We start from the raw sequence: 13,943 nt of genomic DNA, 5'->3' as shown, positions 1-13,943 counted from the left end.
CGCCTAGGATTGCGACGGTCGGCGGCTCGAGCGCGGGCTCGATCGGCACGGAATCGGGGAGTGACGCGACATGGGCTTGCAGTCGGTGCGAACGGGGCTCTGGCACTTGCGCAAGGGCGGGCCGAAGCAGCTGCGTCGCTGGATGCTGCGGCGCGGGGCCGCGGCGCGCAACGGTGAGGCGCGCACCGCTTCCCGGTCGCTGACCGACGAGATGCCGGTGTGGCCGGTCGCGCCGAGACCTCCGCGCCGGCCCGGCATGCGCGTCGGCGTCATCATGGACACCTTCTCCGCCAGCGCGTGGGGCTACGAGTTCCCGGTCGTCGAGCTGACGCCCGACGGCTGGCGCGAGCAGCTGCGCTCCATCCCGATCGACCTGCTGTTCGTCGAGTCGGCGTGGGCGGGCTCGGGCGGCGCGTGGCGGTACCAGCTCACCGGCTCGAAGGCGCCCACGCCGGCGCTGCGCGAGCTCGTCGAGCACTGCCGCGAGCACGGCATCCCGAGCGTCTTCTGGAACAAGGAGGACCCGCCGCACTTCGACGACTTCCTCGACACCGCCCGCATCTTCGACCGCGTCTTCACGACCGACGAGGCGCTCGTGCCGCGCTACCGCCATGCGCTCGGTCACGACCGCGTCGACGCGCTCGGCTTCGCGGCGCAGCCGGCGATCCACCACCCGATGCGGCAGAAGGGGCTGCACCAGGTGCGCGACATCGGCTTCGGCGGCAGCTACTGGTCGCACAAGTTCCCCGAGCGGCAAGCGCAGATGGATCTGCTGCTGGGCGCTGCGGCGAGCGTCGCCGAACGGCGAGGCATCGGCTTCGACATCTACTCGCGGTTCGAGGACGACCCGAAGTACCGCTTCCCCGAGCGCTTCGAGCAGTACGTCCGCGGCTCGCTCGACTACGAGCGGATGCTGACCGCCTACCGGGCGCACAAGGTCATGCTCAACGTGAACTCGGTCGTCGACAGCCCGACGATGCTCGCGAGGCGAGTCTTTGAGATCCTTGCGAGCGGCACGCCCGTCGTCTCGACCCGCAGCCCGGCGGTCGAGCGCTGGTTCCCGAACGGCGAGGTCGCGATCGTCGACGGCGCCGAGGAAGCCGAGCTCATGCTGCGCGCCCTCGTCGGCAACCCCGAGCTGCGCGACCGGCAGGTGCACCTCGCGCAGCGGCACATCTGGCGGCACCACACCTTCTCCCACCGCGCCGCGCAGGTGCTGGAGTCGGTCGGCCTCGACGACCCGGCCGGGTGGCGACGCCCGCGCGTGAGCGTGATCGCACCGACCATCCGCCCGCAGCTCGTGCGCGGCATCATCGAGATTGCTTCGCGGCAGCGCGACGTCGACGTGCAGCTCGTTCTCGGCTTGCACGGCTTCGAGGCCGACGAGGCCGAGCTGCAGGCCTTTGCGCGCGAGGCCGGCCTCGCGGAGCTCGTGGTGCTGCGCGCGAGCCGCGAGGTCTCGCTCGGCGCCAACCTCAACGCACTCGTCGACGCAAGCGATGGCGAGATCGTCGCCAAGTTCGACGACGATGACCTCTACGGCGAGCACTACCTGTCAGATGCGTGCTTCGCGCTCGACTACTCGGGCGCCGAGCTCGTCGGCAAGGAGGCTCGCTACCTATACCTGGAGTCGATGGATGCGACGGTGCTGCAGAACCCGCACCGCGAGCACCGCTGGGCGAACCTGGTCGGCGGACCGACGATGGTCGGACCGCGCTCGACCTGGACAGACACGCCGTTCGAGGACCGCACGCTCGGCGAGGACACGACGTTCCAGCAGGCGATCCTCGCCAGCGGCGGAGGAATCTACAGCGCGGACCGCTTCAACTTCATCCAGATGCGGGGCGGCCGCGCAGGGCACACCTGGCGCGTTGAGGACGAGCGCGTGCTCGCGAACAGCGAGGTCTTGTCGTTTGGGATCGCCAAGCCTCACGTGCTCCTCTGAGCGCCCTCGATCCCTACTCCGCCTGGGTGCGGAAGCCGAGGAACCCGAGGTCCTCGCGCAGCTGGCGCAGCACTTCGCGGTAGACCGCGGGGGAGTAGTGGAACGGCGCGAGTCCCCACTTGTGCGCCGGGTCGGCAAGCACGACGCCCTCGTCGATTCGCACCATACGGAAGCCAAGTCGCCGCAGCAGCTCGTAGTAGCGGGCGTAGCGCTTGTTGGCGTCCTTCGCGCGCACGCCCATGCTCCAGGGCGACGGCTTGCCCTCGGTCGTGAGCACTGCCCAAGGCACTTCGAGCACGACCGTGCGTTCGAAGAGCGACAGCTCCCCCAAGCGAGTCTTGAACGCGGCGGCGCGTTCGCTCCACAACGTGAAGTGCTCGTCCGTGCCGAACTCGATGCGCTCGGCAACGGCGAAGCGATCCTCGAGCTCGGGCATGCGGATGTTGTCGATGCTGCGGGTGACGATGGTGCCGTCGTCGAAGCGGTACACCCCGTGACGCTCGTCAGCGAGATCCCAAAGGAGCACGTCGACCTCGCCGGCCGCGGCACCGAGTCGCTCGTAGAGGTTGCCACGGAAGTCGGCTCGGATCATGCGCTCCTGGAACTTCGAGTTGATCTCGAGCGCCCCTGGCAAGTGAAGGGATGCGTCCGACCCGGCAGAAATCAGCGACTGACGTGCGATGTAGCCCTGCAGGGCGACGGTCCCGGTGGCCGCGAAATCGACGGTGTCGCGCGCAACGCAACTGCCGTACACAAGCACTCGGGCGGTCGGCTTCGCGTGACTCGTCACTGCGCTCCTACGTCTGCGGCTTTGCGCGGGTCGCTCGCCGGTCGGCCGCCCAGGATACCGAGCGCGCCTATGCGCGGCGGGCGGTCACCAATTCCTCGGCGCCGAGGCGGTTGCCTCGTTCGATCGATGCCGGTCCACCAGGATGGAGAGATCCGGTCGAATGCGATCGACAGACGCCGCCGGGAGCCACGGACTTCGTTCGAGTGCTGCCTGCGTCAGGGGTCCGCCATCTACGTGCTCTAGGCCCGCGCCTCAAGGCCGTGGCAGTGTGTTCCTCGGCAGGGACGGATATGACCACCCTCTCGAGATGCGCTCTGTGGCCGTAGCGCCGATCGGCAGGTGCCACCCTCATGGACACGAGCCGGCAGCGGGTCTGTTGCACACGATCGTTGAGGAGATGTGTTGCTCAACTCCTGTCGGCGATCAGGCTGCCTTGCCGCCTGCGCCGATCGCGCCCGCGGCCCGGTCGACGTCGATAGGCGCGTGTCCGCCCGATACGATGCCTGTGGAGTCATCGTCGATGCTTTCCAGCGACGAACGCAGGGTTGGACCAGGGCGACGAACGCGCTACGGCCAATCGCTGTCGACTTCTCGTGCCATGCGTGGTGCGACGTTGCGCAAACCGAATCACGAGGCGGGCATCGCCCTTTGGAGATCCATGAAATCGCGGTACATGGCGCTCGCGGGAGTCTTGGGACTAGCGGCGGTCATCGCCGCAGTCGCGACCGCGCTGCTGGCTGAGCAACCTGCGGATATTGCGGCATCTGGCGCGGTACTGCTGGCAACACTCCTGCTCGTCCTCGTCGCCTACCAGCTTCGGCATGCTGCAGCGGCCGCCAAAACGGTACGAGGGCTCGATCAGACAGCGCGCCGGGTAGCGGCGACGACAGGAAAGACCGCGCCGCTCGTGCGCGAGATCCGCGACGCTCAGCGTTCCAGTCTGACTCAACAATCAGCAATGTTCACCGCCCTCGACGCAACGACGCAGACGCTGCCGTCGATGCAGCGCGCAATCGCAGCCAACGGAGCGGGCGTCTCGGGCCTCAGCGAGCAAGTGCAGTCCGTCGCGGCGACGGTGCAGCAGCTCGACTCAAGTGTGGCTGAGGGCACGCGCGCAATGACGTCGTTGCTCGAGCGACTCGGGGTCATGGAGAAGCGGCTCGAGGCGACCCGTCCCGCGCCGCTCAAGCCCGCTGAGCCTCTAGCTGACCAGTTCGCAATGGTCGTGCCGGGCCAAACCAACTTCCCCGCGCCGGCCCTAAGGGTCGGTGTCATCCTTGATGAGTTCTCCGCGGCCGCGTTCGCGCCGGAGTGGCATCAACTCAAGTTGCTGCCGAACGAGTGGATGCTGCAGCTCGACGAGGTCTCGCTCGACATGCTTTTCGTAGAGAGCGCTTGGAGCGGCAATGACGGCGCGTGGCGCTATCAACTGGTCGGACCGAATGCACCATCAGCTTCTCTTGTCGACCTCGTTCGCGCTTGTCGTGATCGCGGGATCCCAACGGTCTTCTGGAACAAGGAGGATCCTCCACACTTCGAGGACTTCATCGATACTGCGGCACTGTTCGACTGGGTCTTCACATCGGATGGGGATCGCATTCCGGCCTACCGCGAGCGTCTGAAGCACGAGCGAGTCGCGGTTCTGCCCTTTGCGGCGCAGCCCGCAATTCATAACCCGGCAATGCGGCGCGGTATCGTCCGTGACATGCCAGTGGCCTTCGGAGGCATGTACTTCTCGCATAAATACCCGGAGCGGCGTGCGCAGATGGACTTCCTCCTGCCTGCAGTTGCCGACCTCGGGCTGGACATCTATTCGCGTCATGCAGACGGAGATGCCAAGTATGCCTTCCCTGCACCGCTTGATCAGCACGTGCGCGGCGCTTTGCCTTACCCGAAGATGGTCGATGCATACAAGCGCTACAAGGTCATGCTGAACGTCAACTCCGTCGTGGAGTCGTCTACGATGTGTGCCCGGCGAGTATTCGAAGTCTCGGCCTGCGGAGGCGTCGTCGTTTCACCGCCCTCTGCCGCGATTCCGAACTACTTCGCGCCCGACGAGGTCGTGGTGGTGGATGACGCGAGGGGCGCGCGCAACGCCGCGCGTGCCCTCGTGCGATCGCCTGAGTACCGCGACCGCATTGCGTTGCGAGCACGGCGGCGAGTCTGGGCCGAGCACACGTACGGTCATCGTGTGAACACCATCTGCCAGGCGGTCGGGATCGCCCAGGAGCGTCCCCGTACGCAACGGCCTGGCGTTAGCGTGCTGTGCTCAACCATTCGTCCGCAGCTGGTCGAGGGAATCTTCGCCACGATCGGTCGCCAGACGGAGCCCAACGTGCAGCTCGTGCTGAATCTGCATGGCATAGACGTGTCCGACTCGAGTATCGAAGACGCGGCGAAAAAGCACGGTGTCTCCAACTACGTCGTCCTGAGGATGTCGCGATCGAGGACTCTGGGAGATTGCCTCAACGCAATGGTGGAGGTCGCTGCGCATCCCGTCGTAGCCAAGATGGACGACGACGACTTCTACGGATCGCACTATCTGCAAGACCTGCTCGACAGCTATCTGGTCTCCGGTGCGGACATAGTGGGCAAGGCCGCGACCTACGTGCATTTTGAAGGTCGCGACCAGACGATCCTAACCTCGCGCGCCACCGAGAATCGCGCTTCGACATTCGTCCGCGGTGCGACACTGCTGCTCTCGGCAGACATCGCGCGCAAGTTGCGGTTCGGCGCGGGCAATCGATCTGAAGATTCGGAGTTGCTGAAGCGTGCCGTCGCGCGCGGGCTCTCGATCTATGCCTCGGACCGATTCAATTACTGCGTTGTTCGCAATCGCGATCTCAGCACCCACACGTGGCGCATCGACGAGGACGAGCTGTTCGCGTCAGGTGATCTCGTAGGATTCGGGGACTTCCATGCTCTGGTGGAAGCATGATCATCCGCACTACAGTAAGGCGGAGTGCCGCGGTCACCACGAGGAGTGTTAGGTGACTGAGTCTGCCATCGCGGCCCGCCAGATCTGGACGCAGCATTTCCCCCAGGTCGAGGAGGAGCGCCTCACGGGGTCAATGTTCGAGCGTATGATTTACGCGCGAGGATATCTTTTTTCTGACACACGACTAGCTGTTGTTCCTAGTCACTGGGACAAGGTGTGGTTTGGCAGCAAGTGGTACCTGCATTGGGACCCGCGGCTCGAGATTGGCGTCGCGACGCAGGATTCCACGACAGTGCTAGTCCTGGGCGTTTGCCTCGACACTGACCGCTCCATTTCCCGCAACGATCACCTCGCTCGCTCTCTCGTGCCGTTGGTCAGCGATAGCAGGCGCTTTCAGGACCGGATCGACCAGCTGGCCGGCCGCTTCCTCATCGCGGTTGCGACGCCGCAAGGATTGCTGCTCCAGGCCGACGCAACGGGCCAACGTCAACTTTTCTATTCTGCACGAACGCTCGGACGTTTCGCGGGATCGCATCCGCGGCTCGTCGCAGAGCAGGCCGAGGTTGTACCGAGCGCTTTCGGTGCGCCGGATTTCTTCGCTCGGAACGGATCCGACTGCTTCCCTCCCGGCGCCACGCCGTTTGAAGGCGTGCGGCACCTATCGCCTAACCTGTCCCTCCAGCTCGAGACCGGCCGGCTCGAGCGGGTGTTCCCAAGATCGGACCGAATCGATGTCCCGGCTGCGGATGCGGCAGGCCGACTCGTCGCCGCTGTTGGAGCTCAACTGCCGATGTTGGCTGCGCGGTGGCCGCTGATCACATCCCTCACCGGCGGATTCGATAGTCGAATCACCTTGGGTCTCACGCGGCATATTTCTCCGCAGATGCAGTACTTCACCTTCGATCAGCTCTATCGTGAGAAGGTTGAAGTCAACCGGCATGACACGGCTACTGCTGAGCGCCTTGCCCAAGACCTCGGTTTGCGCCACACCACGCTGCGCATTTCCAGCCCAGAGTTGCCGGCGGAGTACACTCGCGCCGTCGCCCGCAACTCACCGGTCTCTCATAACCGCGTTGTATCCTGGGCCTACTACACGTCCCTGCCGAAGGGGGCGCTGCATCTTCGGTCTAATCTTTACGAGACTGTGCGCTCTGTGTTCCGGGTGAACGGGATTAATCATGAACGTCTCGGTGCACAGTCCATGCGAGCCATCTACAGCCGGGGGCGAGGCGAGGATCCTCTGGTGCTGGAGGCGTTCGCTCGCTTCATTGATGAAACCGGTTTCTCGGACAGCCATGGCTTCGATCAGCTCGACCTGCTTCACTGGGAGTATCGGATCGGCTCTTGGTTGCCCTGGGTGAACATAGAGAGCGACATCGCGCACGATGTGATAATTCCCATCAATTCGCGACGCATCTTGCGCGACCTGCTCTCCGTGCCGCTCCCGGACAGAAAAAGTGGCGCAGCGATGCTAATCGCCGCGCACATGGTATGGCCTGAGGTGATGGGCTATGCGATCAATGGGGTCTCTCGTCGGGTGCCGACCTACAGTCGATCAGTGCTGTGAGTCCGACCACTTGCACGACGTACTGGTGGCGGCGCCCTGACGGCCTGCTGAACTTCGGTGACGACTTGACGCCCTTCCTGATCGAGCGGTTGTTCCCGGGCGTCTCGGCTACGTGGGCCGACCTTGATGATGCCGACCTCGTCGGCATCGGATCTGTGCTGCAGCAGTTCAAGCGCCACCGAACCTCACGTCTCCACTGCTGGGGTGCCGGTTACATTGCGTCGAACTCGTGGGGGATGCACGACCGTACTCAGTTTCATGCCGTCCGGGGCGCGCTCACGCTTGCGAAGCTTCAGCCGGGGCAGCAGCGCGGCGTGGTACTGGGGGACCCGGGTTTGCTGGTCGGACTTCTTTTCGACGCGCAGGAAGTCGAGACCAAGTACGAGCTGGGCGTGGTGCCGCACTATGTAGACGCTTCGGCTCCTCTCCTGGGCGAGCTCAGTCGGTCCGCCGACGTATCGATCATTGACGTCGCCGCGCCGGTTGCCGAGGTCGTGCGCGGCGTTGCGCAATGCCGCCGGATCATCTCTTCGAGTTTGCACGGGTTGGTATTGAGCGACGCTCTACGTATCCCGAACGCTTGGGTTCAGTTCTCGGCCGATGTCGCCGGCGACGGCTTCAAGTTCGCGGACTACTACTCGGGGTTCGGTCGTGAGCCAGATGTGACGCCGTTGTCGCCGATGAGAGATCTGCTGCGAGCGGTCGAGACGCGCTACAGGCCGATCGAGAGCCTCGACGCGGTCCAGGCGGCGTTGCTCGACACGTTTCCGCAGCAGATCGCGCGCTAGCGGACGGCTCAGCTGGCTCTTCAGTGGTCCGGATGTTGGACGACGGTGGCTCGTTCCGCTGCCAGATAGGATTGCGGCTTACGTGTCGGCTGGGAGCTGCCACGTCTGGGGTGCTGTACGCGACCAAAAGGATGGACTCATGACCGAAACCCACTCGACCGCGATGTCGACTTTCGAGACGGTCAGCGTCGTCGGTCTCGGCTACATCGGTCTGCCGACCGCTGCGTTCATCGCGTCGAAAGGCATCAGAGTGATCGGAGTCGACGTCAACGAGCGCTTCGTCGAGCGGATCAACCGCGGCGAGGTGCCGTTCTTCGAGCCAGACTTCGAGGCGACGCTCGCGGGCGTGGTGAGCATGGGGTCATTGACGGCGCAGACGACGACACCGCATGCTGATGCGTACATCGTGGCGGTGCCGACGCCGTTTCAGCATGACTACTCGGTTGACACGAAGTACATCAAGGCTGCGGCCAAGAGCATCGCTGAGCAGCTCAAGGGCGGCGAGCTCGTGGTGCTGGAGTCGACGTCGCCTCCGGGGACGACGGAGGAGATGGCGCAGTTCATCCTCGACGCTCGTCCGGATCTGACCGACGCGGACGGGAAGCCGAACTCTGTGTACTTCGCGCACGCGCCAGAGCGCGTTCTGCCGGGTCGGATCATGATCGAGATGGCGGAGAACGACCGCGTCATCGGCGGGGTGACGCCGATCGCCGGCCAGATGGCTCGCGACCTCTATGCCACGTTCTCGAACGGCAAGCTGCTGGTGACTGACGCTCGCACGGCGGAGATGGCGAAGCTCACGGAGAACTCGTTCCGCGACGTCAACATCGCGTTCGCGAACGAGCTGTCGATCATCTGCGACAAGCTCGGCATCGACGTCTGGGAGCTGATCGAGCTCTCGAACCATCACCCGCGTGTCAACATCCTTCAGCCCGGTCCGGGGGTCGGTGGCCACTGCATCGCGGTGGACCCGTGGTTCATCGTCGCGGCGGCGCCCGAGGAGGCGAAGCTGATTCGGTGGGCTCGGGAGATCAACGACAGCAAGCCGCGCTACGTGGTCGACAAGGTGCTCACGAAGGCGGCGCGGTTCAAAGCGCCGGTGATCGCCGCGCTGGGGATTGCGTTCAAGGCCGACATCGATGACTTGCGGGAATCGCCATCACTGGAGATCGTGCGGCAGCTCGCGGCTGAGATGCCGGATGCGAGCGTGCGCGTGGTCGAGCCGAACGTCGAGGCGCTGCCCGTTCGACTGTCCGAGCTGCCGAACGTGCAGCTGCAGGACGCGGAGAGCGCCATCGCGGAAGCCGACATCGTCGTGATGCTCGTGGACCACAGTCCATTCAAGCGGATCGATCGCGAGGCGCTGCAGGAGAAGGTCCTCATCGACACCAAGGGCGTCTGGCGCTGACGCGCCAGGCGATCCGATGCGAGGGGCGAGGATGCATCCTGATGAGGGCCGCAGCGAAGAGCTGATCTGGGCGCAGCGCGCTCGGGAAGCGACCGACGACCCGATCGCGCTCTTCCGCAAGTACGAAGGACTGCTGGCTCGAGAGCGACAGCACAAAGCGAGGGAGGCCGCGTACAAGAAGCGGATCCAGGATCTCGAACGTGCGGTGGAAGCGGCGAAGAAGCATCAGGACGCCGACATGCGACGTCGTCTCGCCTCGGCGCATGGCTCCCTGGATGCCTACCGGCGTGAGACGAAGCGCCTGAAGGAAGACCTGCAGCGCGTTCGCTCCTCGAACTCGATGCGCCTGGGCCGCGCCGTGCTCAGCCCGCTCCATGCTGTGAAGCGAATCGCTCGTAGCGGCGGCTCGACGGCCGCCGCGACGGGGTCAGTCTCCGCCGAGGTCAAGACGATCGAGGATGCCTCCATCCCGGTGGTTCCTGCGACGCCGGACGAGCCGAGGACCTCCGAGATACCCGTGGCAGAGCGCTCAACCGAGACGCTCATGCGTGAGTTCGAGCAGGACCCGTCGCCGAAGCGGTTCGCTCGAGTGGTCAACCGCCTGTGGTTCGGCCATGGGTCCATCAACGACACCGCGGACTTCATCGCTCGCAATCCCGAGTCGTTCGCTGCCCTGGAGGCCGGCGACCGAACGCTCGCCGAACGCGTGATGGGGGAGCAGCGGTTGCTGCAGCGTGGCGTCAGCGTGCCGCCCCGAGCGAAGGGCGTCGCCTACGTGGCGGAGCCCGGACGGGTGCTCTACTGCGTGCACTCGACTCCGATGTTCAACTCGAATGGCTACTCGACTCGCACCCGCGGTGTAGCCGCGGGGATGCGCGCCAACGGTGCCGACGTGGTCGTGGTGGCCAGGCCCGGATACCCGTGGGACTCCGAGGCCGACTCGCAGAAGCCGAAGCGGTTGCGCCACGAGCAGCACATGGACGAGGTGCCCTACGTCCACCTCCCTGGGCTGTCGCTGGTCGATGCCCCCATCGACCACTACGTGCAGGTCGCCGCTGATGGCTTCGTGCGCGAGGCGCGCCGGCAACGTCCTTCGGTGATCCAGTCGGCGTCCAATCACCGGACCGCACTGCCCGCGCTCATCGCGGCACGCCGACTCGGCGTGCCCTTCGTCTACGAGGTGCGCGGGCTGTGGGAGGTCACGAACGCGTCGAGCAAGGCGGAGTGGGAGGCGACCGAGCAATACGCGCAGATGGTGGCGCTCGAGACACTTGTCGCTCAAGAAGCCGACGTGGTGCTTGCCATCACCGAGCAGGTCGCCGATGAGCTCATCCGGCGCGGCGTGCAAGCCGACAAGATCCGGCTCGCGCCGAACGCCGTGGACGCAGAGCAGTTCGCGCCTATCCCGAAGGACGTCGCGTTCGCTTCACTGAAGAGCGTGCGCGTCGACGTACCCGTAATCGGCTTCGCCGGCAGCCTCGTCGATTATGAGGGTCTCCAGACGCTGCTCGACGCCTCCGAGATCCTCGACGACCGCGGCGTCGACCACCAGGTGGTCATCGCGGGCTCCGGTGCGGCCGCGGGGCAGTTGAGGGCCAAGAGAGACGAACGCAAGCTCCGGTCCGTCACGTTCTTGGGTCGCCTTCCGATGCAGGACATACCGCGCTTGCTCAGCACGTTCGACATCATGCCGATCCCGCGACTCTCCAACCGGGTGACTGAGCTGGTGTCGCCGCTGAAGCCGCTCGAGGCGTTCAGCATGATGAAGCCCGTCGTGCTCTCGGACGTCGCTCCGCACCGGGATCTCGCCGGGGAGCGCAGTGACCGTGCTGTGCTGGTGACTCCGGGTGACGCGAAGGAACTCGCTGACTCACTCGAGCAGCTCATCGTCGATGGCGACCGCGCCGCGGACCTCGGACGTGCCGCTCGGCAGTGGGTGGTGCGTGAGCGGACGTGGAATCAGATCGGGCGGCGGATGCTCGAGACTCACTCGATCGCCGCGTCGAACTACGCTGCGGCCGCGCAGGGGGGACCCGCATTGCGGACACTGCGGGTGGGTCTCATCGCCGACGAGTTCACCACGAAGACCCTCGCCGCGACGGTGCAAATCGTGCCGCTCCAACGCGAGGGGTGGCTCGAGCAACTGGACTCAGACGCGCTCGACCTCGTCTTCGTGGAGTCCGCATGGTCCGGCAACGAGGGCACGTGGCACCGTGGCGTCGGCCACTACAGCGACGAAGAGAGCGCCGACCTAGTGCAGCTGCTCGCTCGGGCACGTGAGCTAGGCATCCCGAGCGTCTTCTGGAACAAGGAAGACCCCGTCCACTTCGACCGCTTCCGCCGCAATGCGGGCCTCTGCGATCACGTCTTCACGACCGATGCCGACATGATCCCTGGCTACCTGACGACTGCGGGTGCCGCGACGCGCACAGCGTCGTCGCTGGGCTTCTACGCCCAGCCGCGCATCCACAACCCCTTGCCGTCGGCCCGCGAGTTCAGGCACACCGTGGCGTACGCTGGCACGTACTACGGCGACCGCTACGCCGACCGTTCGCGTCGCCTTGCGAGGCTCCTCTCGACGGCTCGGCCCTACGGCTTGACCATCTATGATCGTCAGGCATCGAATCCCGACTCGCCCTATCGCTTCCCGCTTGAGTTCGCGCCATACGTCGTCGGGTCGCTCCCGTACGACGAGGTGATCGACGCCTACAAGAGCCACGTCGCGCACATCAACGTCAACTCGGTTGAGGGGTCTCCCTCTATGTTCTCGAGGCGCGTCGTCGAGATCGCCGGGTGCGGCGGGATCGTCTTGTCGAGCTCGAGCCGGGGTATGGCCGAGACCTTCGGCACCGCCATCGCGAGCACGGATGACGCGACGCATTGGCGTGGGATGCTGCGCGACTGGTCGACGAATCCCGTGGAGCGTGTGCGGGAGGCGTGGCTCCAGATGCGCGCCGTCTACCGGGCCCACACCGCAGAGACCGCCATCGCGATCCTCGCCCGCACTGCCGGAGTGCCGGTGCAGGTTGAAGCCACCCCTAGTTACGGCGTCGTGCTGGGCGCGACGGATTCAGCCACGCTCGCTTCTCTCGAATCGCAGTCGGTGCGCCCAGCGCGCGCGTGGGTTGAGGGCTCCGCCGTCCAACGAGTCCGCGCGGCCGTCGGCTCAGACATCGACATTCAGAGCATCGATGGGTTTGACGCGACGGTCGTCGCGTACGCGGGCCGCGTTGACGCCCCGATCGCTCGCACGCACTTCGAGGATCTGCTGCACGCCACGCGCTTCGGGGACTGGGAAGCGGTGCACTACGCGTGGGCGTCCGAGGAAGACGCGACGAGCACCCTCGCGCGACCCGTCTCCAGGGGTGCGTCGGTCGGCCTGGTCCGATCGACGCACGTCGCAACGATCGATGATCTGACCGAGGTGCGGCCGGCGGGCGTGGAGCTGCTCTTCGCCCCATCGCCCGTCGCACAGCTCGACCGCGCGGCCGAGGTGATCGACCGGCCGATTGGTGCGAAGACCGTCGTCGTCGCCGGCCACGACCTCAAGTTCGCGCGCGCGCTCATCGCTCACCTGGAGGGTGAAGGCCACCGCGTGCTCATCGACCAGTGGCACGGTCACGATCAGCACGACGAGCAGCAGTCTTTGGAGTTGCTCGCGCAGGCCGACACGGTCTTCGCGGAGTGGGGCCTCGGCAACGCCGTCTGGTACTCGCGACATCTGCGCGAGGACCAGCGCATGGTGGTGCGAGTCCACCGCCAAGAGCTGCAGCTACCGCACCTGCGACGCATCGACCACAGCCGCGTCGAGGCATTCCTGTTCGTCGGACAGCTCATCAAGCTCGCGGCGATCGCGAGCCACGGCATCCCAGCCGCCAAGTCGGTGGTCGTGCCGAACTTCGTGGACGTGGACGCGCTTGCGCTACCGAAGCATTCGGAGGCGGAGTTCACGCTCGGCATGGTGGGCATCGTGCCGCAGATGAAGCGACTCGATCTGGCGGTCGACCTGCTGCGCCGAGTGAGGGAATCAGACCCGCGCTTCACGCTGCGCATCAAGGGTAAGCAGCCGCACGACTACCACTGGATGCGCAACCGTCCCGAGGAGCTCGCGTACTACGACCGTGTCTACCAGGAGATCGAAACTCTGAACCAGGTGAGTCCCGATTCGGTCGTCTTCGACGGCTACGGCGACGACATGGCGGAGTGGTACCGCAAGATCGGCTTCGCCATCTCGGTCTCGGACTACGAATCATTCCACTTCACCATCGCCGATGGCGCCGCATCGGGTGCCGTTCCGGTGACATTGGCATGGGGAGGATCCGAGTATCTGTACCCGAAGTCTTGGATCGAACCCACCGTCGAGGACATGGCTGCCGCAATCCTCCGCCGCCGAAGCGAAGCGGGCCAGTCGGCCGAGTTCATCCGCGACAACTACGCGCAGGCGAAGGTGCTGAAAGAGCTGCACCGTCGCGTCGTCGGTGGCTGAGGCAGGAACCGGATGTCATAT

7 protein-coding genes are annotated in these 13,943 nt (G+C 65.4%); 6 read left to right on the top strand and 1 reads right to left on the bottom strand.

The features are described from left to right. Window positions 1–70: 70 nt before the first annotated feature. Window positions 71–1,945, top strand: a complete 1,875-nt coding sequence (locus L332_RS18385; protein WP_021009719.1) for a glycosyltransferase — start codon at window positions 71–73, stop codon at window positions 1,943–1,945. 13 nt (window positions 1,946–1,958) lie between these two features. On the opposite strand, the gene L332_RS18380 is transcribed toward L332_RS18385, so the two are convergent. Then, window positions 1,959–2,735, bottom strand: coding sequence for a DUF6270 domain-containing protein (locus L332_RS18380; protein WP_021009718.1), 777 nt, complete (start codon window positions 2,733–2,735; stop codon window positions 1,959–1,961). 598 nt (window positions 2,736–3,333) lie between these two features. Between L332_RS18380 and L332_RS18375 the strand changes: the two genes are divergently transcribed. From L332_RS18375 to L332_RS29275, 5 genes are all read left to right on the top strand, one after another. Beyond that, a complete protein-coding gene (locus tag L332_RS18375; protein ID WP_158316690.1) occupies window positions 3,334–5,673 on the top strand; it encodes a glycosyltransferase family protein in 2,340 nt (779 codons plus the stop codon). Between the two features lie 52 nt (window positions 5,674–5,725). Continuing rightward, the gene (locus L332_RS18370) at window positions 5,726–7,240 is read left to right on the top strand and encodes an asparagine synthase-related protein (RefSeq protein ID WP_021009716.1); all 1,515 of its coding nucleotides are present in this window, start codon (window positions 5,726–5,728) and stop codon (window positions 7,238–7,240) included. Between the two features lie 65 nt (window positions 7,241–7,305). Next, window positions 7,306–8,028, top strand: coding sequence for a polysaccharide pyruvyl transferase family protein (locus L332_RS18365; RefSeq protein ID WP_144061003.1), 723 nt, complete (start codon window positions 7,306–7,308; stop codon window positions 8,026–8,028). 139 nt (window positions 8,029–8,167) lie between these two features. Further along, window positions 8,168–9,436 carry a UDP-N-acetyl-D-mannosamine dehydrogenase gene (gene wecC, locus L332_RS18360; protein ID WP_021009714.1) on the top strand — a complete coding sequence of 423 codons (1,269 nt, stop codon included), beginning with the start codon at window positions 8,168–8,170 and terminating at the stop codon, window positions 9,434–9,436. 31 nt (window positions 9,437–9,467) lie between these two features. Beyond that, window positions 9,468–13,922 carry a glycosyltransferase gene (locus tag L332_RS29275; RefSeq protein WP_158316688.1) on the top strand — a complete coding sequence of 1,485 codons (4,455 nt, stop codon included), beginning with the start codon at window positions 9,468–9,470 and terminating at the stop codon, window positions 13,920–13,922. The last annotated feature ends 21 nt before the right edge of the window (window positions 13,923–13,943 follow it).

The organism is Agrococcus pavilionensis RW1 (genome assembly GCF_000400485.1).
Lineage (GTDB): Bacteria > Actinomycetota > Actinomycetes > Actinomycetales > Microbacteriaceae > Agrococcus > Agrococcus pavilionensis.
Note: the sequence above shows the minus strand (reverse complement) of the source record. Positions and strands in the feature narration are given on the sequence as shown.

Coding starts and splice junctions, on each gene's coding strand:
- L332_RS18375 (WP_158316690.1), top strand. CDS start 3,334: ATGCGTGGTGCGACGTTGCGCAAACCGAATCACGAGGCGGGCATCGCC.
- L332_RS18385 (WP_021009719.1), top strand. CDS start 71: ATGGGCTTGCAGTCGGTGCGAACGGGGCTCTGGCACTTGCGCAAGGGC.
- L332_RS29275 (WP_158316688.1), top strand. CDS start 9,468: ATGCATCCTGATGAGGGCCGCAGCGAAGAGCTGATCTGGGCGCAGCGC.
- wecC (WP_021009714.1), top strand. CDS start 8,168: ATGACCGAAACCCACTCGACCGCGATGTCGACTTTCGAGACGGTCAGC.